The sequence below is a fragment of the Brasilonema sp. UFV-L1 genome (assembly GCF_012912105.1).
Taxonomy (GTDB): Bacteria; Cyanobacteriota; Cyanobacteriia; order Cyanobacteriales; family Nostocaceae; genus Brasilonema.
The window spans coordinates 85161-110641 of record NZ_QMEA01000006.1; the positions used below are offsets into that span (position 1 = coordinate 85161).

A 25481-nucleotide genomic window follows, 5' to 3' on the forward strand; every position below is an offset into this window, starting at 1 on the left:
ACCTCTGCCTTTTTCCGGTAAAATCAGCAAAATGTGATCCAAACCTTGGTAAGTCTATGCACAGCTTTATTCCGCCAAAACGCTTTTTTCCTTACCTCACTTGGACTGACATCCAAGCAATGCCGAATAAGGAAAATGTAGTCATTATCCAACCAGTGGGAGCAATTGAACAGCATGGTCCTCATTTGCCGTTAATTGTTGATGCTGCTATTGGTGTGGCCGTTTTGGGAAAAGCTTTGCACAAGCTAGATACCACTATCCCGGCATATGCTCTGCCAACCTTATATTATGGAAAATCAAACGAACACTGGCACTTTCCCGGTACCATGACTCTGAGTGCCGAAACTCTCATTGCAACCCTCACGGAAATTGGAGAAAGTCTGTACCGTGCTGGGTTTAGGAAATTGGTCTTGATGAATTCCCACGGGGGACAACCTCAAATCATGGAAATTGTCGGGCGGGATTTGCATATTAAATATAGTGACTTGTTAGTATTTCCGCTGTTTACTTGGCGAGTGCCCCATATTACCGGAGAATTACTGACGCCCAAGGAAAAACAACTAGGTATTCATGCAGGAGATGCTGAAACGAGTATTATGTTAGCCATTTTACCAGAACAAGTGAAAATGGAGTCTGCCGTTGCAGAGTATCCACCGGAACTGCCAGAAGGTAGTTTGCTCAGTATGGAGGGAAAGTTATCTTTTGCGTGGGCAACACGAGATTTAAGTAAAAGTGGAGTGGTTGGAGATCCAACAGTTGCAACTAAGGAAAAGGGCGATCGCATTCTGGAATCTGTTTCTGATGGTTGGGTGCAGGTGATTAAAGATATATACGTTTTTCAACAACCTCAACCCAAGTAAAGATTTTTTTCTTCAACAAGTTTTTGCAACTCAACGGATAAAACGGCGTTGCATTCACGTCTGTTTGCAAGACTGTTCGACAATGCCGACAGTCGTGAGTTTTTGTGAAGAGTGATTTCTTAGCAGAAACAAATCTTATTCTTGACACTGCTCCGCCTACTGCCTATACTTGCCCCAGCACTTTTGGGTTGATTTCGTACTCGGATTTTCAACTTACCTTTTTATAAGAAAATGATCATAACAATGACTCATGAAATATGAAAAAACCCGGCTTAACCGGGCAGATGTACTGTTTGTCGAATTGAAGAGTGATGGTTACGGTTTAATTTCACAAGTTAATGGGCAAGAAGCAAAAACGGCAGTTGTTTGCAGATTTTCTTCTTCTCCATGCAACCAACTTAACCACTTGACTTCGCTGGGGTGAACTCCTTTTAGAGTTAGTACAAGAGCAGCCATCACAACCGCCATTACATTAAACATAATTAAACCACCTGCAACAAGCAAAACTGCGCTGACAGGCATCACCGATTGCAAAACAACTGACAACAGACATCCGACCGTAGCCATCAAGACAACTAATGGAAAACCGACAACCAGCAAGCATACTGCCAATGTAAAAGTCCATATTAAAAAACTTTTAATCATCACTAAAGAGTATGTCTTACCGAGATGAGATGTTTGAGACAAAGCCATGACTTTTTCCCTCAAATAAAAAACAAACAAAACAAGAATTCAGAATCAGAAATGTCTTGCTCATGAATGAGCGGGATCAACAATTAAAAATTCAGTATATAAAAACCAACTGAGAAAATGAGCATTTATTTAATAAACTTTACAGTTTATTTTTTCTAAATATGTGCTCTCATCTTGTTTTAGATAGTATGAAAAATTTGCTTTTGACATCTATCTATAGGCATATAAACAAAAAAGCAATCATTCTAAATGTTTTTTCAATTTAGTTTGTTTCCAGCATGCTTAATATTTCTTATGAAAACAAGGTAAATTCCTCATAATTCATAAATGCTCTTAAACAAGCTATGTTTTGATGGGTTGATGGTGACTACCTCAATGAAAGGGCACAGTTTTTTCATGATAATGTATGAATTACAAATATTAAGAATCTTAAATATGACCGAAAGGAATATCAAAAATTACTAATTTTGAATTGAGAATGCTGTTTGCTTAGCGTCCTCATAAGCCTTGCGAACACAATGAGTCCCTCGCAGTGCGGTATGGCTGGGCCATTAGCGCAGATCCTCCCGAATAAGGCACGGATACGTGACAAAGAGCGTGAACGCGAGCATATTTCAAGAAACACAGGGGCAAAACAAGTCAAAACCATAAGGTAAGAAGTGAGCCAGCGCGGTGGACGGGTTCCACAGGCTACAGCGACTGGCGGAACGCGCAGCGAGACCGGAGGTCTTCCCCCGAAGGGGTCAAAATTAATACTTTTGACTTTTGATTTTTGTTAGCGCAGCGGGACGCAGCTGCGCCTGCGCCCTTCGGGTTCACAGTCGCCTGTTGTCGGGAAACCCTCCCGCAGCGCTGCTTCACCGCGCAGCCTCCGGTCCTTTTTGACTTCCCCGTTGGCGCAGCCGCCCTGAAAGGGCTAGGGATGTGGGGGTGTAAGAGAAAAAGGTGTTTCTTTCATTCGTAGCGGGTGGTGCGCCGTCCGTGGGGCTGATCTTAAGGAGATAAGGAGTGACAGGTTCTTGACATCCGACAGACCACTTTTACCTCAACTGTTTAAAGGCATTGCGCTCTTTACACCTGGAGGAGATTTAATTTACTGTATCGATCCTAGTAAGCAGGGTCGATGGCATTTGCATTTGTGCATTACCTTACAGGAAATCCTTAACTTACCAGAACCGCCTCACTTTTTGGTACCTTGCTACACGGCGACTATAGACCATTGGTTAGATCCACGCACTCAACAGATACAGACTTTTTGTGAAGCTTATCCGGCAGTTATGCGACATCAAGCTGTTCTGAACGCTATTTTTGGGACAGGCGAATTATCATGGCAATCTGCACCTTGGCAAGAAGGGTTATGCGATCGCCTAGTATTGACAACATATCGTTCCACATTCCCCCAGCTTTGGGAAGACCACGACTTAGTGATGCGCCTCGATCTTTCGGAGCCAAATCCTTCTTACTATCAACCAGTCATATCTACACAACAACCCCAACCAAAAACAAAAGGTTATGTTCTGCGCCTATTTCTTGCAGGACATAGTGCTGCGACTGAACGCATTTTGGAGAATTTACACGATCTGTTAGAAAAAAATCTTGGCAACCCTTACACACTAAAAGTGATTGACGTTTTAAGGAATCCAGAACAAGCAGAATCCAATCAAGTTTCTGCAACTCCAACCCTTGTCAAAGTTTGGCCTCATCCTATTCGACGCATTGTTGGGGATTTAGATAATGTGGAGAAAATTTTACAGATGTTGGCAGCTCAGGAAAACTCATAAACCAAGTAAAAAGAAATTGTAATTTCTTTTTACTTAGTTCGTTTTACTTGTAAGGACGGCTGACTTCTTCTAACTGCTTCATCTCGTCATCGCTCAATCTCCAACCCAAAGCACCTGCATTCTGTCGTACCTGTTCGGCTGTTTTTGCCCCAGCAATAGGAATGATGTTTCCTTGAGCGATTAACCAGTTCAATGCAACTTGGGCAGGGGTACGTCCGTGAATTTCTCCTATCTGGCGTAGTAAAGATATCACAGGTTCTATTTTCTGCAAACCTGCTTTACTAAAACGAGGGTCTATTCTTCTGCCATCTTTGAGATGACTAGCGTGCTCAGGAGTATATTTGCCAGTCAGTAAACCTTGAGCCAAAGGACTATATGCCAAGATTGTTACACCTAATTCACGAGCAGTTTTGAGAATGCCATTAGTTTCAATTTGCCGAGTCAGCAACGAATAACGGACTTGATTCACTGCTAAAGGTACACCACGGGCGGCTAATATCTGGTGTGCTTCTCGCATTTGCTGCTCTGAGTAATTACTGACACCGACGGCTTCAATTCTGCCTCGCTTCACCTCATCTGCCAAAGCATTCATCAAGGTTTCTTGACTCATAAAGAACGTAAAAGGCCAATGAACTTGATACAGAGTGACTCGTTCTCGCTGTAAACGTTTGAGACTATCTGTCAGAGCATCAGCAACAGACTGATTTATAAATCGCCAGGGAAAAGGACCGTATTTGGTTGCAATTTCTACCTGTTTGTCGGTTTTCTTTAAGAATTGTCCCAGAAATTGCTCTGAAAGTCCTAATCCATAAACTTCAGCGCTATCAAAGAAGGTGACACCAACTTCTAAAGCTGCTGTAAAAGCTGCTTGCAACTCATCTGCACCATAATTGTTGCCGTAATTCCAAAAGAGTTTATCACCCCATGCCCAAGTACCAATACAAAGTGGTGTAACAGCTGGACCATTATTCCCTAGTGTGATGCTTTCCACGTTTATAAGATTACATTTATTTACACTTGTTTACTTTTCAGTGTATTGCAAAACTTCTCGCAAAATATCTCTCAGAATGCAGAATACAAAATACAGAACTCTGTTATGGAGGCATTAATCTTGACAAACCCGCAACCGATGAGTTGTGGTAAACCTCGCGCCATCTGTATTTTTCTTCAAAAACTACATACTACCCAGAAGTTTTGTGCTTCCCATCAAACTTTATAATGATATGGAAGACATCAGCCTTTAGGAACTACCTCTTCAAGGAATTGCCCAGAATTTCAGCGAGCTAGTCACCCGGAAGCCTAAATGATTGACACTAAACACATATACATATTATTTAGTGACTAAATACTTCTGATGGTAAAAGGGATCATTGTATGGGCTTGAGTAATGGAAGTAAAATTTCTCAGGTTATAGAAAAGTATGAAGCGGATTTGTTGGCTGATTGGATGCAAGCGCTCATGGCTAACAACACCCGCAAAGGTTTGCTCAAAGAGACGGAACTACAACAGGAGTGTCGAGAATTTCTCAATTTGTTGAAGACGGCTGTACAGCGCGGTAACTTAACCAATGTGCAATCATCTGAATGGCGCTCTGTGGGAGAAATGCTAACTAGTATTTCTCGAAGTCGTTCGCAAAAAGGTTTTACACCGTCGGAAACGGCTACCTTTATTTTTTCTTTTAAACAACCTCTATTTACTTGTTTACGTCAAGAATATGTTGAAGATGCAGCTGGCTTGGTTGAAGATACCTGGCTTGCCACTACTCTTATAGATCAGCTCGGATTGTTAACTATAGAAGCATACCAGAAAACGCGTGAAGAAGTCATCATTCGCCAGCAAGAAGAATTGCTAGAACTTTCAACACCTGTTGTCAAGCTCTGGGAAGGAGTTTTAGCTCTGCCTATTATTGGGACTTTAGATAGTAGTCGCACTCAGGTGATGATGGAATCTCTCCTGCAAAAGATAGTAGAAACAGGTTCAGAAGTTGCGATCATCGACATTACCGGAGTACCGACAGTAGATACACTCACAGCTCAGCATTTACTCAAGACAGTCACCGCAGCTCGGTTAATGGGCGCAGAGTGCATTATCAGTGGAATTCGCCCCCAAATTGCTCAAACAATTGTTTACCTCGGTGTGGATTTGGCAGATGTGGTTACAAAGGCGAGTTTAGCAGACGCTTTTTTGATAGCTCTAAAACGCCTTGGCCTAACAATCAACCATTCCTAAACTGGGTAAAAATTTCAGAGGTTTTATGGAACGCATTCCAATACTTAAGATGGGCGAATTTCTTTTGGTGACGATTCAAGTTGATATGCATGATCAGTTGGCGAAGGTTTTGCAAGATGATTTAACAAATCGTATTACTGAAACTCAGGCTCGTGGGGTGTTGATTGATATTTCGTCCTTGGAGATTGTGGATTCTTTTATCGGTAGAATCTTGGGGAACATTGCTAAGATGTCACAGGTTCTTGATGCTCAGACGGTTGTTGTAGGAATGCAGCCAGCAGTCGCCATCACCTTAGTAGAACTGGGACTTTCCTTGACAGGTATTCGTACCGCCTTAAACCTTGAAAAAGGCATGGCACTTCTGCGAACATCGCTGAAGGCGACTGCTGGAGGAAACACAGATGGATATGCACGGGTGTGAAATCATGAGCATCCAATCCTCACAAGATGTTGTTTTCGTTCGCCAAAAGGTGCGTCAATTCGCTGTTAAACTGGGGTTTAGCCTGGTCGATCAAACAAAAATTGTCACAGCAGCCAGCGAGCTAGCTCGTAATACCTTAGACTACGGAGGCGGTGGGACTGTTAAACTGGAAGGACTTCAAGATGGGATGCGTCATGGTCTGCGGCTCGTTTTTGAAGACTCCGGACCAGGAATACCAGATATTGAGTTAGCACTCAAAGACGGTTACACCACTGGTGGTGGGCTGGGTATGGGGCTAAGCGGTGCAAGGCGATTGGTCAACGAATTTGAGATCGTCTCCCGTGTTGGTGAAGGTACCCGTGTCAAGATTATAAAATGGAAGTAACCAGATTGTAAGCAACCCCCGGATTGAATCCGGGGGCTTTAGCAAATGTTGAAGCCTAGCTTACCCGACACGCGTACTCCCTTGTACTACGTTATTGGCAAGCTGTTGAAGAACCTACCCTGGAATGCGTAGCCAGTTTCAGGCTCTAGAAGTCGAAGATTAAACAAGCATAAAGGTTTAAAGCTAGTGTCTTCGACATAGTACCGACCAATAACATTGTCCAGGCTAACATTACCCGAAAGGAGGGACATATGTCCAAAATATTTGTCATCGATTCAGACGAACGACCACTAGATCCAATTCATCCAGCACAAGCAAGGCAATTATTACGAAACAAAAAAGCAGCAATTTTTAGAAGATTTCCTTTCACTTTGATTCTTAAAGAAGCTAGACCAGAAGCTCCTACTCAGCCACTACGATTAAAGATTGACCCTGGTGCAAAGTATACAGGAATGGCATTAGTTAACGATTCTACTGGTGAAGTAGTTTTTGCAGCAGAACTAAAACATAGGGGTTTTGCAATTCGAGACTCCTTAACTTCTAGAAGACAACTTCGTAGAGGTAGAAGAAACCGCAAAACTAGATATCGTCAACCACGATTTTTGAATCGAACACGACCGAAAGGATGTCTACCTCCTAGTTTGCAAAGTCGAATTGAGAATATCAAGACTTGGGTAGCGAAATTACGAAAATACGTACCACTCGAAGCAATTAGCCAGGAACTAGTTCGTTTTGATATGCAGTTAATTCAAAATCCAGAAATTCAAGGAAAAGAGTATCAGCAAGGAACTTTAGCAGGTTACGAAACTAGAGAGTTTTTATTGGAAAAATGGAATAGACAGTGTGCTTACTGTGGTATTAAAGATGTTCCATTGCAAATAGAACACATTCATGCAAGAGCTAAAGGAGGTTCCAACTCAATCACAAATCTGACCTTGAGTTGCTCCAAGTGCAACACAAAGAAAGGAACTAAAGACATTAAAGATTTTCTTAAAAAAGACTCCCAAAGGCTGGATAAAATTTTAAAACAAGCGAAAAGACCATTGGCAGATGCAGCAGCAGTAAATACAACAAGATTCGCATTGTTAGAAGTTTTAAGAGCAACAAGCTTGCCAGTAGAAATAGGTTCCGGTGGATTAACTAAATTTAATCGGAATCAACAAAAGCTACCTAAAACTCATTGGTTAGATGCTGCTTGTGTCGGTACATCAACACCAATTCTCAATATTAAAGGTATTAAACCTCTGATGATTACAGCTAATGGTCATGGCACACGTCAATCATGCCGTACAGATAAATATGGATTTTCAAATCGTCACTGTTCAAGAACCAAGTTTCACTTTGGTTTTCAAACTGGAGATATTGTAAAAGCAGTTGTAACAAGCGGTAAAAAAATAGGCAAATACGTTGGAAGAATTGCAACTCGTGCAACTGGGAGCTTTAATATTTCAACTAAAAACGGATTAGTTCAAGGAATCAGTTATAAACTTTGCAAACAAATTCACAAGAAGGACGGTTATTCGTATGCGTAATTTGGAGAATCGGACGGTTGATAAATCAACCGCGTCGTGTTTCTTCTCTGGTCTAAAGACGCAGAGTTTCCACACTCCCGGAGGCTTTTAGATGAAACAAACCCTCGCCTTACCAATGATAGAGCCAAGTCAGGCAGGTGAAGCGCGACGGAGTGCGATCGCCTTAGCAACAAGTCTTGGTTTTAATGAAACTGAGCGGGGAAAGGTGGGGATTGTGGTGACGGAAATAGCAAATAACCTCGTACAGCATGCCAAGAACGGGTTAGTGTTGCTACAAGCAATTGAAAAACACAACATTCATGGCCTGGAAGTCCTGGGGTTAGACACTGGACCAGGGATAAGCAATATCAGCGAGTGTCTACGTGATGGGTTTTCTACAACGACAACTCCGGGAAATGGGTTAGGAGCTATCACCCGTCTTTCTAGTTTGGTAGACATTTATTCTATTCCGGATATGGGGACAGTTATCCTTAGTCATCTCTGGGCTAGCCCCATACCCGAAAGTTCATCCTCAAAACATCTGGAGTTAGGAGTGGTCTGTCTGCCAAAAGCGGGAGAAGAGATTTGCGGCGATGCTTGGGCGTACGAAATCTCTCAAGAACGCTGTTTAATACTTGTTGCTGATGGATTAGGTCATGGATCCCTAGCCGCCCAAGCATCAACAGAAGCAGTGAGAGTTTTTCACGAACATATCCACCACACTCCTCGTGAAATTATGGAAGCAGCTCATAAAGCTTTACGGAGTACACGAGGAGCAGCAGTGGGGATCGCCGAAATTAATTTTGCAGATCAATCTGTTCGCTTCGCTGGAGTTGGTAATATTGCTGGCATTATCCTCTGTGATACAAAACGCCAAAACCTGGTTTCTTACAATGGAACAGTCGGGTGTGAAGTCCGCAAAATTCAGGAGTTTACCCACCAATGGCATCCTGGTGGACTCTTGATTATGCATTCTGATGGCTTAGGAACTCAATGGCGATTAGAACGCTATCCAGGTCTCATCCATAAACATCCCAGCTTGATTGCTGGTGTTTTATACCGAGACTTTTACCGAGTTCGCGATGATGTCACTGTGCTGGTTATGCGTGAGAGTGTATAGTCATGAGTACAACTATCCTCACCTTGGAAATTCGCTACGAGCAAGATGTGGTGCTGAGCCGTCAACAAGCACGCCAAATTGCCCAAGCTTTGGGATTTGATGCCCAAGACCAAGCACGCCTTGCCACAGCTGTTTCTGAAATCGCTCGAAATGCTTTTGTCTATGCCAAAAGTGGAACTGTGGAATTTTGGGTAGATGACGAATCTCCGCAGAATTTCTGGATAAGCATACGAGATAGAGGTCCGAGTATTCCCAACTTGAAAGCGATTTTAGATGGACAATTCGTATCTACAACTGGGATCGGATTGGGCATTATCGGGGCTCGACGGCTGATGGACACGTTTGAAATTGAGTCGATACCAAAGCAAGGAACTCAAGTTTTGATGGGGAAGACCTTACCAAAACGCTTGCCGAAACTAACATCCCAAAGCTTGAAACTTCTTAAAGAAGATTTGGATAGTCGAAAACCACAAAGTCCTTTTGAGGAAATTCAGCGACAGAACCAGGAACTCCTCCGCACAATGGAGGAACTACGCAAGCGTGACGAGCAGTTAACTCAGCTCAACCGCGAGTTAGAAGATACAAATCGCGGTGTTGTGGCTCTGTATGCAGAATTAGACGAAAAAGCCGATTCTCTACAACGGGCTAATGAACTCAAGACGCGATTTCTCTCAAACATGAGCCATGAGTTTCGCACACCGCTAAACTCGGTAGTCTCTCTCTCACGGATCTTGTTAGACCGAATGGATGGTCCATTGACAACAGAGCAGGAAAAGCAAGTCCAGTTCATGCAAAAAGCGGCGCTTGGTCTTTTGGATTTAGTCAATGATCTGTTGGACATTGCCAAGGTAGAAGCCGGAAAAACTGAAGTTCATCCTAGTCATTTTGAAGTCAGTGATTTGTTCGCGACGTTAAGAGGAATGCTACGTCCCCTGCTTGCTCATAACTCTTCGGTGACGCTGGTTTTAGAAGAACCTGTTGGCATTCCACCTCTCTACACCGATGAAGGTAAAGTTGCCCAAATTCTGAGAAACTTCATCTCCAATGGACTAAAGTATACCGAGCAAGGTGAGGTTCGGGTTGCAGCACTCATGACAGGCAATACTGTTACTTTCTCAGTGACTGATACGGGTATCGGAATTGTACCGGAGGAGCAAGAGCGGATTTTTGAGGAATTTATTCAGATAGAGTCTAAACTGCAAAAAAAAGTCAAAGGAACAGGTCTGGGACTACCTCTGTCGCGTAAACTAGCACAATTGTTAGGAGGAAGCGTCTGGGTAAAGAGTGAATTAGGGAAAGGATCTACATTTTTTGCGTCAATCCCACTGGTTTACTCTAGTGCTGCAGCCGCTTCAATGCCACAACCGACTTGGCAAATCGACCCGACTCGCCACCCGATCCTGGTTGTGGAAGATAATCCAGAAACTCTTTTTACCTACGAGAAGTATTTTCAGGAATCGAATTATCAGATGATTTCGGCACAGACTCTATCTGTGGCAAAGCAAGTGCTAACGGTCTGTCAGCCAATTGCGATTATTCTGGATATTTTACTAGATGGAGAAAGCTCTTGGGCATTCCTGATAGAAACTAAGAGCAATGAAGTGACTCGAAATATACCGCTGCTTGTGATTACTGTCGTTGATAACGAAAAGCAGGCGATCGCCCGAGGAGCTGACGGATTCTTGATTAAACCTGTAGATAGATTTTTACTGTTGAACAAACTGAATACACTGGTCAAGCGGGGCAAGCAACAAAAACTCTTACTGATTGACGACGATCTCACAGCCCGGTACGTATTAAAGCAACTTCTTATTCCTATTCCTTTAGAGATTATTGAAGCCGCAGATGGACGTGAAGGGATTCGCTTGGCTCAAGTTGAAAATCCTTGTTGTATTGTTTTAGACCTGACTATGCCCGAAATCAGTGGCATAGAAGTTTTAGAGCAACTCAAAAGCAACCCCGCCACGAGTGCGATTCCCGTCATTGTCAATACATCACAACAACTAGAACCCCAGGAGAAGAACTTTTTTACTCAACACACTGTGGCAATTCTTTCTAAAGAGGTAGTTTCTCAAGAAGTTGCGATCGCTCAACTGCACCAAGCCCTCACAAAAGCCGGGCTAGCCTTAGATATCTGAGAAAAAAACTATGTCAGAGCCGTTAGTGACTATTTTACATATTGACGACAACGAAACTAATCGTTATGTTGTCGCTCGCGTTTTACGAAATGCTGGCTTTGCAGTCATAGAGGCGGCTACAGGTGAGGCGGGGTTGCAAGCGATCGCCCAAGCAAAACCTGAGTTAGTGATTCTGGATGTTCAGCTTCCTGATACGAGCGGCTTTGAAGTTTGTCATCAGATAAAATCTAACCCCGCAACTTCTACCCTTCCCGTACTTCATCTGTCTGCCCATTTTGTTGAGAGTCGAGACAAAGCCCAAGGATTAAACGGGGGCGCAGATGGTTACCTCGCGCAACCAGTTGAACCGATTGAGTTAATTGCTACAGTCAAAGCCTTACTGAGAATTCGGCAGGCTGAGGAGTTAGCTTTAGCGCGGGCGCGAGAGTGGCAAACAACTTTCGACTCCATTCATGATGGTGTAGCCCTGCTGGATCACGAAGGCCGATTCCTGCGCTGCAACAAAGCCATGAAGGAATTTTTGAGCAAACCGTTCAGCGAAATCATCGGGAGTCAGCATCAGGAACTCATGACTGATGCACTATCTGGTTGCAATGTCAATCTTTTTCTTCGTGTTCAGGAAACTCTACATCGTCAAAGCTTGGTCATTCACACTGGAGGACGGTGGTTTTCTATCACAGTGGATCCTGTGCTAGATAAGCATAGAGCATTTGTTGGCGCTGTTTACAGTCTAGCTGATATTACGGCTCACAGGCAAGCAGAAATAGCGTTGCGAGCAAGCGAAGAACGGTGCCGCTTACTGGTAGAAAACGTCAAAGACTACGCAATTTTCTTCTTTGACACACAGTGGCGGATTACTGGTTGGAGTTTGGGAGCAGAGAATCTTTTAGGCTATCAGGAACCAGAAATTTTAGGACAACCTGCCTCGTGCATTTTTACACCAGAAGACTTGCAGCAGGGCATAGACAAACAAGAACTGGCAAAAGCTGTGACAGAAGGACGGGCTGAAGATGAGCGCTGGCATATCAGGAAAGACGGCAGCCGTTTTTGGGCAAGTGGCATTGTCACACCCTTACGAGATGAGACTGGAAAGCTACGAGGCTTCTGTAAAATATTGCGTGATTTTACAGAACGAAAGTTGATGGATGATCAACGAGTTCAACTCTTGCAGCGCGAGCAAGAGGCACGAAGTGCAGCCGAAACTACCAATCGTATGAAGGATGAATTTTTGGCAACTCTTTCCCACGAACTCCGCTCTCCTCTCAATACGATACTGGGGTGGATTAAATTACTAAATACTCGCAAGTTTGACGCAGCCACAACCACACGCGCAATGGAGACAATCGAGCGCAGTGCCAAGTCACAAGCGCAACTGGTAGAGGATTTGCTCGATGTTTCCCGTATTATTCAGGGTAAGCTCCGGTTGAATGTTTGCCCTATAGAACTGGTTGGAGTCATTGAGGCTGCGCTGGAAACAGTTCGTCCAGCTGCTGATGCCAAGCAAATTCAACTTCAATCAGTTCTTGATCCAACAGCTGGTTTAGTAGCGGGTGACTTTGACCGTTTGCAGCAAATTGTCTGGAATTTATTATCTAATGCAATTAAGTTTACTCCTAAAGGAGGACTGGTTCAAGTCCAGTTAGAACGTGTAAACTCTCATGTAGAAATTACGGTGAAGGATACAGGGCGGGGCATCAGTCCTGATTTTATCCCTTATGTGTTTGATCGTTTTCGACAGGCTGATAGTTCCACAACCCGCATCCATAGTGGATTAGGGCTAGGATTGGCAATTGTGCGTCACCTGGTAGAGTTACATGGTGGAACAGTTCATGCAGAAAGTCTTGGTGAAGGGCAAGGAGCAACCTTTACCGTTCAGTTACCACTTGTAAAACAAAGCAGGAGAGTAGAGGAGTTCTTGAGCAGGAGAGGAAATATTGCTTCTGTGTTTATGTATACTTCTACACCTTTACCTATCCTTGAGGGAGTACGAATCTTGATTGTTGATGATGAAGCTGATACGCGAAATTTTCTTGTCACTGCAATAGAAATGTGTGGGGCGCAGGTGATTGCAGCTTCATCAGCAATTGAGGCAATTCAAATTATCTTGCAACAGAGACTGGATGTTTTGGTAAGCGACATTGGTATGCCAGAAGAAGACGGCTACAGCTTAATACGTAAGATACGGAGACTCCCGAAAGAACAAGGAGGGCATATTCCAGCAGTCGCTTTAACAGCTTATGCTAGAGATGAAGACAACAAGCGATCGCTCTCGGAAGGATTTCAAATGCATTTGTCTAAGCCTGTCGAACCAGATGAGTTAGCAAATGTGGTTGCAAGCTTGGTGAAAAAAAATATTTGACTAATATTAAAATATCTGACGAAATATTGTATGTATCAAATGCTCTATAAACAATTTATTTATTGGCGGCAAAAATGGTTACTTCCCATCGTCGTACGTATTGTTGCTAGAATCGTGGTAACGATTTGTCTAACGGCAGGAATGTTAGGCATCTTGGGAAGCAATGCTCCTATGAGTCATGCTCAAACTGTTTTTCCAACTTCTGTAGTCAATACTCAAACGTTAAGCACTACTACGCGCATCCAAAATCAACATGCTACTGTATATCGTAGTCCCGATTGTACTTGTTGTGGTGGGTGGATTAACCATTTAAAGACACATGGTTTTAAAATTAAAGACTTTCGCACACCTGACATTGAAGCAGTCAAACAAAAGTACAACGTGCCGGATAACTTAACATCTTGCCACACAGCAATTGTCAATGGATATGTTATTGAAGGACACGTACCAGCACAAGACATCAAACGACTGCTGCAAGAAAAGCCAAATGTGCTAGGCTTATCTGTTCCCCAAATGCCTGTAGGTACTCCTGGGATGGAGATGGGGAATCACAAAGATCCATTTAATGTGTTTGCTTTTGATAACAAGAGCAGAGTCGCGGTTTTTAATGAGTATAGAAATCGTTGACTGAAAGTTTGACACTCCCCGCGTCTAAAGACGCGGGGATTCTACATTCACCGTCAGAACTTGCTCAAGCAGGTTTGCACCCTTCGGGTTCGCAGTCGCCTCTGTCGGGAAACCCTCCTGCAGCGCTGTCTCACCAACTAGAGTAGAGGTTCCGACTCCTGTAGCGTTACTTTGGGGATGCCCTCCCCTAGCTCTTGCAAGATTCAGAATATTAATTGCTGCGTTCACGTCCCTTTGCAATTCGCAACCACAACTACATCTGTGTGTTCGAGTTGAAAGGGATTTTTTCACAATTGCACCGCAATCACTACACTTTTGAGATGTCATTCTAGGATTGACTGCAACGATTTGAGTGTTGAACTTGCTAGCAAAATATTCTAGCCAACGACGAAATAGTGTCCAAGCCGCATCATTAATGGACTTGGCAAGACAGTGATTCTTTACCATGTTCCGAACCATCAAGTTTTCATAGGCGACTAAGGCGTTAGCCTTGCATACGTTACGTGCAACTCTCTTTGCATGTTCATTCCGTTGCCTACTTACTCTTAAATGTTTCTTCGCATATCTCTGCCTAGCTTTGCGTCGTTGGTTTTTACCTTTCTCCTTGGTGTAAATTCGTTTTTGTGCGTGCTTGATAGCTTTTTCAGTTTTTCTTAGGAATCTTGGATTGGGTTCATGATGCCCGTTGGAATCAGAGTAAAAATGCTCCAACCCTACATCTAACCCAATCTCCCCATTACTTATTCTTGTTTCTGGTTGCACATCAACACTAATAGCAAATTGACAATAGTACCCGTCGGCTTTACGAACTAAGCGAACACGCTTAATCGATTTGACTGAATACGTGTGAACGTCCCACTTGCCCAATAGCTTGACTTGACCGATACCCTTCTTATCAGTAAAAGTAATTCGTCGTTTTGTTGGGTGTAATGACCATCCGGAGGTCTTGTATTCAACAGAGCGATTATCTTTCTGAAATCTTGGGAAGCCTTTCTTGCCTGGTTTCTTGGATTTACAATTCGTGTAAAACCTTTCAATACTTAACCATGCTCTTTCAGTTGCAGACTGACAAGCCATTGAATTTAAATCTTCTACAAACTTAAATTCCTTACGTAGTGCTGTAGAGTAATTGTTTAAAGCAATTCTGTTAATCTTTGCTTCGCGAGAAGCGTCCATCCAGTACCTAATAGCTTTATTCCGGATGAATTGAGTTGTACGAATAGCTTCATCAATTGCTTGATATTGCTGACGATTACCTTTTACTTTCATTTCTAGTACCAGCACTACTTAATCACCTCCTTTCACATTTTCGTGTACTATACGAATATAACACGTATACAAGAGAGTGGCAATGAGAAAGAAGATTTATGGAGAAGAAAAAACTAAGACGACGCTAACCTTGACTCAAACGGCAAGGGATTGGCTAGAAGACCAACGAGTAAAGTTGAAAGCTGTCAGCATTTCAGATACTATTGAAAGAATGGCTAGAGAAAACAGCACCGCAGGCTAAACCCAGCAAGAGTGGCTTTCATCCGACGCATTGTCCCCTAAAAAATTGGCAGCCTTAATACTACGAGTACTCGTGTTGACTCACCGATCAATCAAACGTTTGCGTAGCGCCCCCTTCGGGGCTAGGCTGCCAATTTTTTTCGTGTTAGACCCCGCCCCGGTCTAAAGCACGGAATACGCAACTACGTTGCTGTTCCTCCGGGGTTTTCAGCCTACCGCCTTATAAGCAAATACTAGCAAATAGCGAGTGAAGCGATGAGAGGGAAACCTTCATCAAGTACTGTCAGTATGACAAAAATATTAAATTTTACTAAAAAACCAAAGACTCACTAATTTTGTTAAAGTCTCAATTCACGTTCACATCTGCTCGTACACCTGCTAAGACAAAGTTAAGCGATTCTTGAGCATGTTCCTGTAGCATGGCTTTACTTAGCATTCGTTTCCCAGCCCAGAGATGTTTTATATTCTCATGGGCTGCTAAGTAAAACACACAAGTTCCCACAATATTGACTGCTGTATGTCTCGGTTCTAAAGGACGAAAAACACCTTGCGCTATTCCTTGCTCCAAAATGGCAATCAGCTTTCCATAAAGTTGTTCTATCGACTGCTTTGGGTAATACTTTCCTCGGTTCTGAATGGCTTCTAGAAATAAAATCGAAGCAATGTTAGGGTTTTTTGACATCTGTTGCAGAAACAACTGAGTCAAACTCTCCAATGCAGCCTGGGGTGGCAATTGTTCTAAATTCAACTGTACAATTTCGTCAATCGGCTTGATAAACGCTCGGTTGAGAACTTCCTGGTACAACGCTTCTTTATTTTCAAAATAGTAATAAATCATGGTTTTCGTTACACCTGTCTGAGCTGCTATTGTCTCGGTGCGAGCAGCGCTAAATCCGGCGATCGCAAACTCCTGTTCCGCCGCATCCAAAATTTGTGCCTTTGTTGCTTCTGCATCCCGTACCGATAATGAACGTTTACGTTTTGCTTGTTGAGAGGTACCCATATTCACAAAAAACTGACTTACTAGTAAGTCAGTTTAACTGATTCAAACTCATATAGCACAAAGTGTTGCGAATATTTCACATTGTAAACCATTGACAGAAAGCAGTTTTTGATCTTATATTACTTACTAGTAAGTAAGTTAATAAAAATGAATACACAATCTCACAAAGAAACTGACTTGGTAACAACAAAGTTAATGATGAACCGAGTTGCCTTGGTAACGGGTGCCAGTCGAGGCATCGGTGCGGAAATCGCGAAATTGTTGGCGTTGCATGGTGCGGCAGTTGGCGTGAACTATTACAGCAATGAAGCGGCGGCGAAATCAGTCGTGGATGCGATTGTCAGCGAGGGAGGTAAGGCAGTAGCAGTCAAAGCCGATGTGAAAGACAACCACCAAGTTCAAGCAATGGTGCAGCAGGTGGTAGAAACGTTGGGACCAATTGACACGCTTGTCTTGAATGCAGCAGGCTCGTTTAAAGTTGCTCCATTTATCGAGTATGAGTGGGAGGACTTTGAGGCAAAACTGTTAGGTGAAGTGAAAGCTGCATTTCATCCAGCAAAAGCAGTCGTTCCTGCAATGATTGAACAAAAACGGGGCTGTATTATTGTGATGAGTTCCGAATATTCTCGTTTTCCAGGTTCAGGATTTTCCGCTCATAGCACGGCTAAGTCGGCATTAGATGCGTTTGTTAAAAGTTTAGCGTTCGAGTTAGGACCACATGGCATTCGAGTGAATGCTGTATCTCCAGGTTTGACAATAACAGATGCTTCTGCATTTGTTCCTCAGGAACGTAGAGATGCAATCGCTCAAATGACGCCTTTAAGAAGAATAGGTGTGCCTGAAGATATCGCTGGTGCTGTACTTTTGTTGGCATCCGAACAGGCAAAATTTATTACAGGAGCATATCTGCCTGTAAACGGTGGTATTTTTATGCCTTAAGATAATCTTGGCATAGACAATGAACAGCTCTAAATTCACGCTCGCATTCCGTCTTTATGCCTTAAGATAATCTTGGCTTAGACAATGAACAGCCCCAAATTCACGGAACATCACGTCACAGCAGTCATTACCCATTTAGTCAAACCGGGTCGAGAACAGGGATATGAAGAATGGATGCGAGGAATTATTCCTGTCGCTAAAACATTTGAAGGACATTTAGGAGTCAACATCCTACGACCCGAGAAGAATCTGCATCCAGAGTACATCATTGTTCTTCACTTTGACCATCACAAGAATCTACAAGCATGGCTAAATTCAGATGTGCGTCGGGAGTGGATTGAACGAGCCAAGCCTCTGATTCAAACATCGGAGGATGTACAAGTTCTCACAGGTTTAGAAAACTGGTTTGTCTTGCCAAGAAAAGCGCCAAAGCTTCCTCCTAAGCGTTACAAGATGGCGTTACTGACCTGGATAGCGGTGTTTGTGACACTATCCACTGTGAGATATCTCCTAAGTCCTCTGGTTGTCTATCTCCCTGGATTACTGGCGCAACTCATCACTATTGGGATTGTCGTGTGGCTCCTGACTTACGTTGTGATGCCTCAGTTAACCCGATTATTTTACAAATGGCTGTACCCAAATTCTTAAATGCAATATAAAGCTATCCAAACTTTGTTTTATTTCTTTTGAATTCTCAAGCAAAAAAAGATGAGCGATAACTTTACCTCTGATAATTCGGTGATACTTTTCATCGATCATCAAGTCGGGACAATGCAATTGATCAAAAATATTCCTTTGGACCTTGTGAAGCGAAATACGCTCGCTTTAGCAAAGACTGCAAAAATTCTCAACATTCCAGTCGTGCTGACTAGTAGTCAGGAAGAGAATCTTCAAGGTCCACTCATGCCTGAGTTGCAGGACATTTTGCCTGAAGCTTTTGAGAAGCGAATTAAACGGGCGGGTATTGTGAATGCTTGGAACGATATTAACTTTAAGCAGGCAGTAGAAAACACTCAACGCAAAAACATTATCATGGCGGGTGTAACAACAGATGTGTGCCTTGTCTATCCAGCTATTAGTGCCTGTCGTGAAGGATACAATATTCAAGCTGTGATTGATGCTTCTGGATCACCGTTCGACATTTCTGAGGAGATGTCTAGGCGGAGAATGGAGCGTGAAGGGGTTGTGTTAACAGCAACCAATACGCTCATGGCTGAACTGGCTCAAGACTGGAGCCGACCACAGGGAGGTCAGCTCTTGCAGGTTCTGTTTAGTGATGTTCTCCCTAAGATTGGGTAGTGTCAGTCGGCCTACAACTTTTTCTTAAAAAAATGCCTGGTTGAAGTTTATCAACCAGGCTTAATATCATGTCATACAATTAGCTCTCTATTCTAGACAGAGAAAAGCTTTATGCTGTAGGTTGTTCCAAATTAACCTTGACGACTTTATTTTTTTCTTGCTCCGTTTTAGGCAGAGTCAAATTCAAAATTCCGTCTTTGTATTCAGCTTTCACATTGGTATTTTGAATCCGAGTTCTTAGAGGAATAACTCGTTGGAACTTACCGTAGTAAAATTCACTTCTTGTTCTACCATTCTCGTCAGTTTTGGTTTCTGATTTACGCTCTGCAACCACCTTAACTGCATTCTCGGTGACTGAGATATCTACATCTTTAGCATCAATACCAGGGAGTTCCAGCTTCAGGTGTACGGCATCTTCGGTTTCGTGCAGTTCGGCTGCTGGAGCTTTGGTAAAGGTTGGTGCTTGAAAATCTTCAAAAAGGGTGTCGATTTGACGTTGCAGTGTGTTCAATTCTTGCCAGGGGTTGTAACGTACTAATACCATAATTCCTCTTGTGATTCGTAGTTGTTTCTTTATTGACTTCAGGATTTATCGAGTAGCTTTGATTCTTATAGTAATGATGATTTTCATGACTGAAAATACGGTTAATAGCACCGAAGAATTGATGATTGCCGCACAAGAATTTAGGCAGAATTAAAGGTGGGAAAAACATGTCTTTTTTGGTACGGTAAACCCAACAATTAGGAAATATAAGCGAATAGAGAAATCAGCACATAACGCTGACAAAGAAGGTAGTCAAATCTTAAAATAACGTGAATGTAAAACCAATCACCGTCAACTGATAACCTGCATGTAACGGCGCAGATATCCTCTGAACGAACTATTCAAATGACACTGGTGCAGCTACAGCAATCTTAAATAGATCGTGAACAAAAAAATTATGAAAACGTAGACGCGGAGCGGCTTCCCGCAGGGTACCGCAAAGTACGCCCTAGACGCGCAGCGGCGTGCCGTAGGCTAGTACACAAAGGAAGAAAAGAGAGAAGATGTTCACAAACAATTTAGGTTTGCTGTAAGACGATCTCAGATAGAGTATTCAATTTAGAGGGCAGAGTGTCGAGTAACGGAGGGACAAACCTGTCACAAGATGGAAGCTGAGATGGTCTGAATCAATTAAAATAGTAGATTAATGTTTTATTCATAAACCAGAAACTACACCCTATGAATCGTTCCGCGTGCCTTATCTTTAATCCAGTTGCGGGTCAAGGAGACTCAGAGCAAGATTTGGCAATGATTCGGGCAATCTTAGAACCGGAAATCGACCTGGATATTCAACTAACAACAGAAGAAATAGGTGCTGAAGAACTAGCGCATGAAGCAGTTAAGCGGGGTGTAAATACCATTATCGCTTCAGGTGGAGATGGAACTCTCTCTGCAGCAGCAGGTGCTGTAGTCGGTAGCAATATTCCATTTGGCATAATTTCACGAGGAACTGCAAACGCTTTTGCCACAGCATTGGGAATTCCCGATACTATTGAGGGTGCTTGTAAAGTCATTTTGGGAGGAGTCACTCGGACTGTAGATGCAGCTGATTGTAACGGTAACCCGATGGTGTTGCTGACAGGTGTTGGCTTTGAAGCAGAAACTGTAGAGAAAGCAGATAGGGAAGCAAAAAATCGGTTTGGTGTTCTGGCATATATTCTTGCAGGACTTCAAGAATTGCGGAATTTACAAAACTTTGATGTTGAAATTGAGACAGATGAACACATCATTAAAACTTCTGCAGCAGCAGTCACAGTCGCAAATGCAGCACCTGCTTCTTCAATATTGGCTCAGGGACCAGCAGGCATTATTGTAGATGATGGGTTACTAGATTTAACAATAGTGGCTCCAGCGAATAGAGCAGGGGCGATCGCCGCAGCCTTTCATCTGTTTCAATCGGCTGCTGTGGGCGATGCTGCAGAGCGAGATGACATAGGTTACTTGCGAGCAAAACGATTTAAAATTACAACTGAGCCTGTACAAAAAATTGTTGTTGATGGAGAAATTTCAGGGACAACTCCTGTAGAAATTCGTTGTATCCCGGCAGGTTTGAAAGTTTTTGTACCGTCAATTGAAGAAGAAGAACTTTCGGAAAAATTGGAAGGATTGCCAAATGTGACAGTTGAGGATAAACAAGCAGCTTTTGATTAAGATTCAGGTATATATTTAGGAGAAAGTTGCGTTGAAACTCGTATCCGATCCGGCAATTGCCGACAAAATTCGCAAGATGAACCAGCGGGTGCGGTGGCAAGATCCTGTCATTTTAGAAAGGGGAATTGACCAAACTCAGCTGGTGCTGGACGATGAAGGAACTGACTCTCCAGAGTTTTCGTTTTTGGTTGTGGGTGACTCCGGTTCTGGGGCACACCGGGGACACAATCCTCAGCGACAAGTAGCCGAACTGATGCAACCCCACCACCAAGAATGCCGTTTTATGCTGCATACGGGTGATATTATCTATCTGGTGGGATCAAGCGAGTATTACCAGGAAAACTTTATCAAACCTTATCGAGACTTTCTTCTGGAAGGAGAGCAACCCCAGCGCATTGCCTATGATCGAATGATTTTCAAACGACCAATTCTACCTGTACCAGGAAATCACGATTACTATGATTTACCACTGATATTTGGCTTAGTATCCTTGGCAACAATGCCTTTGCGTCGCTTACTCCCATCGAAGCTAGATCTTGATGTTGGCGCTCATGGTTCATGGCAAGGTGACGCTTATGCAAAAGCTTTTCTGGATTACCTCAAGGGGTTTATGCTGCCAGGAGATTTAGCTCGTCACCTAGATGAACATTACACTGGCAAAACAAATACAGGCCGCTGTCTGCGCTACAAGCCAGGGCGCTTTACCCGCCTTCCCAATCGTTACTATAGCTTCCGCTACGGTGGCATCGACTTCTTTGCACTAGATTCTAACACATTTAATGCTCCGGTTCCCCTACCTGCAACACAGGAAGGAGATGCTTATCGCCAACAATTGCAAAAGCGTCGTAGTGAACTAGAACAGCAAAAGATGGAATTTATGGAAACCTCTGCAAAACTCAATCCGGATAACCCCAGCGAAGCAGAGCAACTAGATGATACACATGGCAGGGTGTCACAAATTGAGGAAATCATTGTTGATATAGATAAGCAATTAGCCTCCGATGAAAAAACGGTAACTGATATCGACCAGTTGGAATGGCTGAAGTACAGACTCATAGAATCTTGGAATACCGCAGATGTGCGGGGACGAATTGTTTATTTTCATCATCCTCCCTACGTGACTGAAGCAACAAAATGGGAGCAAGCGCAAACTTTGGCAGTTCGCGATCGCCTGCGTAGTGTGCTTAATGGCGTTGCTGAAGTCGTAGGTTCCAATAGAGGTAGTCGTCCGTTAGTCGATTTAGTCTTAAACGGTCATGCTCACTGCTTAGAACATATTGAAACATTAAACACAGGAAGTGCTGATTCTCACATTCATTGGGTTGTCTGCGGTGGGAGTGGCTATAGCCTGCGACGACAAAGGACTGAGGGAGCAAATTTATTTGAGACTTTCCCACAAGTCGCCAAACAAAATCAAAAGTTAGTGGCGCATTCGCACCTCTTTGTTGGTCGTAACGGGCAGGGCTTTCAAAAGCGAAGACCTTACTCATGTCTGCGTATTGATGTTAAGGAAGGTTCCACACCCAAGTTTATTGTCCGTCCCTTAGTTGCTGAATGGTATCAGCGACAGTGGCATAATTACGAAATGCAGTCATTTCGGATTTGACTTGGGTGCAACACCTACCTCAACTTGTGCTACTTCCTTCTCACCGGAAAATTACCTAAGAATTAACCGCAGAGGACGCAGCGGAAAGTCTGAGCGGAGGTTTCCTCCGATCAGAGCTTTCCAAGACACAGAAGAAGACACTTCCGTGCGGGGGTTCCCCCCAACCCCAGAGGGGACGCATGTGCCCCCCGTTGAGGAATGTGTCCGTCGCAGAGGAAATACAGGAGAGTATAGGTAATTTTAAAGCATCGAAGCGAGTAGTTTGGATCTTTTAGCGACGAGGGTGCTCAATGTCACTAAAGCCGCGCAATCCCCTTCCTTGAGAGCGACCAGCGTAGACATCCGCCCTACGAACTTCATCGGAGAACTTCAAGCCGATTCTGCTCTCCAGGTTAGTGATGGACACCTGGAAGTTATTGAATTCACCAACAGGCCTGCGCTCAAAGGGAATATTATTAACGAATCTCTCCTGACTGACAACGTAGGCGCTAGAATAAAGTTTGCGGTTTCTGTCTACTACCAGAACAACCTTCCAGAAAAATTGGGGAACTTGAACTCCTCGATGAACGACATCGGTTTGTTGGAAGATGGGACCAGTAAAAACACTTGCGAGAAGATCATCTTGATCGGTGTTAGTGAGGATGAAGTTTTCCAAGCCCTGCCACAACTGCTGTGATTGGTTGAACTGAAAGTACTGAGGAGAGCAATTTGTGAAGTGGAATGTATCGCTGTTGGCTATCCTTGCCTCGTTTTGTTCTCCCCAAATTGGGTCTTGTCTGCGGACAAGATGACCCCGGTCAAAAAAGTTTCCTCCAGGTTCATTGCTGTAAAAGTCGTTTCCGACTTGCATATCTAAGGAGATACGGGGGTCAAAAAACCATTCGTCGTCTCTGCGTTCCAATCCAACCCACTGTCTCCCATCAATATTAACAGCTGTGTGGAAGGCTAAACGACGGGTTTCACACATGACAATTGAGAAGTGCGTATAGCGGAGGATGTTGTCCTGCGTCCCTTCTACTTGTGCGACTGGACCAAAAGCAAGAGCTGCTGGTGTCAATTCTGGTAGGGGAATAGTAACCCCAAGAAAATTAGGGTCATAACCTTTGCGACCCTCATAATAACTCAATGGACGAACACTTCCGCCACGGCTTGGTCTAGTAACTGAACTTGGGGGACGTCTCCTCTCATCCAAGCTGAGAGTCTCTCCAACTGAGATAGGAGTACTGATTGTCGAGGTGATCACGCTTTCGCGGGGAGTCGTACCCGGAAATATGCGGATACCCTTAGCGTCTTCAAGGAAAGCTTGAACCAACTGGGAGCCAGAACCGTCTTGTTGAGTTTGGATTTTGTTGACTTGTTCAAGAATTTTACTTGTCCGAACACCCTGATTGGCTATCCATTTAATTTTCTTTTCACTAAGATTTTCTGCTTGTTCCTTAGCTACCCATTCGCCGTTGGTCAGTTGAATTTCTTCAACTCCTTCACGGATGCGGGTTTCTACTACACTCTTATGATGAACAGCAACCACCTGCCAGTTATCATTGAGGGCTGGGGAGCCGGAAGACCCAGGAGCAGTATCGCTAGCATACCAGAGAAAATTGTCCTTAAGGGCATCTTGGTTATCACCAATCTTGAGGACTTTGTTTTCCCGAATCGCAATTTGCTTGGGTTGACCATCGGGGTGTTGGATGATGGTGACGAATTCTAATGGTTCTACCTTGTGAAGCGTAGGATCGAGACGCAAAAACCCGTAATCTGCCAGGCGAGTTTCTCCGTCATCCGACGTTTCAGCAACAGCGACTAAGGTAAAATCAAGATCAGCATCTGTGATGAATGCTTCATCAGGAGTTAGATTAAAAGCTTTTCCTTGATGAATTTTACCGCTAATGTCCATCTCATAGCCAAACTGGGCTGATGATCGCATTGCCATATCAACAGATTCAATCACATGATGATTTGTGAGCAGCAGACGGGGAGATACGAGAAAGCCAGTCCCCCAGCTTCCATTTGAGCCAAACAGATCTCCCACCCAAATCCGGCAAATTGCACGAGCAGCCAGTGTCCCCCTTTGGAGAAAGTTAATGGGTAGCAGGTCATTACGCCCAAGGATACGCTCTAGATCAAACGAAGATACTCCAGAGCCACTCGCCGCAATGTTCTCAACTCGCCTGGCTAGAACCGTTATGGGGTCTGCTCTGCGATCGCGTCTCTCTATATTGGATAAGAAACTTTCCTGGCTTGTTGAAACCTCCTCGTTCCGCAAGGATTTTAGCTTGTCGAGAAAGTCGAGCGCGTAAGTCACTGTCTTAAGAGACATAAGTGTTTAAGACTCCATAATTTGCAGAATCTGGACTTAATTACGGCAAAGCTAGACGTGTGTATAGCTTTATATCATTTATGCAAAAAATCAAACCTTAAAGACGGAAAATCATTGATTGAGAATATATCTATAAACTCTAGGCAACTCAGTGTGGTTTCGGCAGTACCTTTAAGGGTACCTTTTCATCGGGTGTGAGCACACAGACAAAACAACTCAGCATCAAACAGCCAGCAGATAACCCCGAGTTAGTACTTTAACTAAGAACTAGAGCAGTTTAATTATTTATCTTTCGTAGGGGTTTGGGGGAGCTATAAGACCTACGCCATAATCTTTGATTTGGCGTAGGATAACAAGCGACCTTTTTCCACGGGCTTCTCATTCCCCAAAACATTAGTCGCGATCGCACCTGCCAAATTTCCTAAAAACGACCCCGTAATTGGTAGTAATACCCTTTCACGAAAATCCTGATACATTTCACTTCCCCTAC

At 43.5% G+C, this 25481-nt stretch carries 22 protein-coding genes; 16 read left to right on the top strand and 6 right to left on the bottom strand.

All coding sequences use genetic code 11. The features are described 5' to 3' along the window. Positions 1-56: 56 nt before the first annotated feature. The gene (locus DP117_RS03625) at positions 57-860 is read left to right on the top strand and encodes a creatininase family protein (protein ID WP_169216993.1); all 804 of its coding nucleotides are present in this window, start codon (positions 57-59) and stop codon (positions 858-860) included. Positions 861-1175: 315 nt separating this feature from the next. Here the strand turns inward: DP117_RS03625 and DP117_RS03630 are convergent, their stop codons facing one another. Continuing rightward, complete coding sequence (locus tag DP117_RS03630; RefSeq protein WP_169216968.1) at positions 1176-1553, bottom strand: hypothetical protein; 378 nt, start codon at positions 1551-1553, stop codon at positions 1176-1178. A 1019-nt stretch (positions 1554-2572) separates the two neighbouring features. Between DP117_RS03630 and DP117_RS03635 the strand changes: the two genes are divergently transcribed. After that, positions 2573-3334, top strand: coding sequence for a circadian clock KaiB family protein (locus DP117_RS03635; RefSeq protein WP_169216969.1), 762 nt, complete (start codon positions 2573-2575; stop codon positions 3332-3334). A 43-nt stretch (positions 3335-3377) separates the two neighbouring features. Here the strand turns inward: DP117_RS03635 and DP117_RS03640 are convergent, their stop codons facing one another. Beyond that, on the bottom strand, positions 3378-4325 hold the full coding sequence (locus tag DP117_RS03640) for an aldo/keto reductase (protein ID WP_169216970.1): 948 nt from the start codon (positions 4323-4325) through the stop codon (positions 3378-3380). 383 nt (positions 4326-4708) lie between these two features. On the opposite strand from DP117_RS03640, the gene DP117_RS03645 reads away from it, so the two are divergent. The 8 genes from DP117_RS03645 (at position 4709) to DP117_RS03680 (ending at position 14124) form a co-directional block, all read left to right on the top strand. After that, entirely contained in the window at positions 4709-5563 is an 855-nt protein-coding gene (locus tag DP117_RS03645) for an STAS domain-containing protein (protein ID WP_169216971.1), read from the top strand. A gap of 25 nt (positions 5564-5588) precedes the next feature. Then, complete coding sequence (locus tag DP117_RS03650; protein ID WP_169216972.1) at positions 5589-5984, top strand: STAS domain-containing protein; 396 nt, start codon at positions 5589-5591, stop codon at positions 5982-5984. Between the two features lie 4 nt (positions 5985-5988). Next, positions 5989-6369: an anti-sigma regulatory factor gene (locus tag DP117_RS03655; protein WP_211175893.1), complete on the top strand. Its 381-nt coding sequence runs from the start codon at positions 5989-5991 to the stop codon at positions 6367-6369. Between the two features lie 251 nt (positions 6370-6620). After that, complete coding sequence (iscB, locus tag DP117_RS03660; protein ID WP_169216974.1) at positions 6621-7901, top strand: RNA-guided endonuclease IscB; 1281 nt, start codon at positions 6621-6623, stop codon at positions 7899-7901. Between the two features lie 91 nt (positions 7902-7992). Next, the gene (locus tag DP117_RS03665; RefSeq protein WP_169216975.1) at positions 7993-9000 is read left to right on the top strand and encodes an ATP-binding SpoIIE family protein phosphatase; all 1008 of its coding nucleotides are present in this window, start codon (positions 7993-7995) and stop codon (positions 8998-9000) included. 2 nt (positions 9001-9002) lie between these two features. Continuing rightward, positions 9003-11138, top strand: coding sequence for an ATP-binding protein (locus tag DP117_RS03670; protein ID WP_169216976.1), 2136 nt, complete (start codon positions 9003-9005; stop codon positions 11136-11138). Positions 11139-11148: 10 nt separating this feature from the next. Beyond that, on the top strand, positions 11149-13497 hold the full coding sequence (locus DP117_RS03675) for a response regulator (protein ID WP_169216977.1): 2349 nt from the start codon (positions 11149-11151) through the stop codon (positions 13495-13497). Between the two features lie 39 nt (positions 13498-13536). After that, positions 13537-14124 carry a DUF411 domain-containing protein gene (locus DP117_RS03680; protein ID WP_169216978.1) on the top strand — a complete coding sequence of 196 codons (588 nt, stop codon included), beginning with the start codon at positions 13537-13539 and terminating at the stop codon, positions 14122-14124. Between the two features lie 24 nt (positions 14125-14148). Here the strand turns inward: DP117_RS03680 and DP117_RS03685 are convergent, their stop codons facing one another. Then, positions 14149-15408, bottom strand: coding sequence for an RNA-guided endonuclease TnpB family protein (locus DP117_RS03685; protein WP_169216979.1), 1260 nt, complete (start codon positions 15406-15408; stop codon positions 14149-14151). Positions 15409-15475: 67 nt separating this feature from the next. Here DP117_RS03685 and DP117_RS03690 point away from each other — a divergent pair, with 67 nt between their 5' ends. Beyond that, a complete protein-coding gene (locus DP117_RS03690; RefSeq protein ID WP_169216980.1) occupies positions 15476-15634 on the top strand; it encodes a hypothetical protein in 159 nt (52 codons plus the stop codon). Between the two features lie 345 nt (positions 15635-15979). On the opposite strand, the gene DP117_RS03695 is transcribed toward DP117_RS03690, so the two are convergent. After that, positions 15980-16636 carry a TetR/AcrR family transcriptional regulator gene (locus tag DP117_RS03695; protein ID WP_169216981.1) on the bottom strand — a complete coding sequence of 219 codons (657 nt, stop codon included), beginning with the start codon at positions 16634-16636 and terminating at the stop codon, positions 15980-15982. 147 nt (positions 16637-16783) lie between these two features. On the opposite strand from DP117_RS03695, the gene DP117_RS03700 reads away from it, so the two are divergent. From DP117_RS03700 to DP117_RS03710, 3 genes are all read left to right on the top strand, one after another. Further along, the gene (locus DP117_RS03700) at positions 16784-17575 is read left to right on the top strand and encodes an SDR family oxidoreductase (protein ID WP_211175894.1); all 792 of its coding nucleotides are present in this window, start codon (positions 16784-16786) and stop codon (positions 17573-17575) included. Between the two features lie 84 nt (positions 17576-17659). Further along, positions 17660-18223, top strand: coding sequence for an antibiotic biosynthesis monooxygenase (locus DP117_RS03705; RefSeq protein ID WP_169216982.1), 564 nt, complete (start codon positions 17660-17662; stop codon positions 18221-18223). Between the two features lie 60 nt (positions 18224-18283). Beyond that, positions 18284-18874 carry an isochorismatase family protein gene (locus DP117_RS03710; RefSeq protein ID WP_169216983.1) on the top strand — a complete coding sequence of 197 codons (591 nt, stop codon included), beginning with the start codon at positions 18284-18286 and terminating at the stop codon, positions 18872-18874. A gap of 109 nt (positions 18875-18983) precedes the next feature. Here the strand turns inward: DP117_RS03710 and DP117_RS03715 are convergent, their stop codons facing one another. Then, positions 18984-19418 (bottom strand): Hsp20/alpha crystallin family protein, encoded by a 435-nt coding sequence (locus DP117_RS03715; RefSeq protein WP_169216984.1) that lies wholly within the window; start codon positions 19416-19418, stop codon positions 18984-18986. A gap of 678 nt (positions 19419-20096) precedes the next feature. Between DP117_RS03715 and DP117_RS03720 the strand changes: the two genes are divergently transcribed. After that, the gene (locus DP117_RS03720) at positions 20097-21068 is read left to right on the top strand and encodes a YegS/Rv2252/BmrU family lipid kinase (RefSeq protein WP_169216985.1); all 972 of its coding nucleotides are present in this window, start codon (positions 20097-20099) and stop codon (positions 21066-21068) included. 31 nt (positions 21069-21099) lie between these two features. After that, entirely contained in the window at positions 21100-22674 is a 1575-nt protein-coding gene (locus DP117_RS03725) for a metallophosphoesterase (RefSeq protein ID WP_169216986.1), read from the top strand. A 271-nt stretch (positions 22675-22945) separates the two neighbouring features. On the opposite strand, the gene DP117_RS03730 is transcribed toward DP117_RS03725, so the two are convergent. Continuing rightward, a complete protein-coding gene (locus tag DP117_RS03730) occupies positions 22946-24991 on the bottom strand; it encodes a DNA/RNA non-specific endonuclease (protein WP_169216987.1) in 2046 nt (681 codons plus the stop codon). Positions 24992-25481 lie beyond the last annotated feature (490 nt).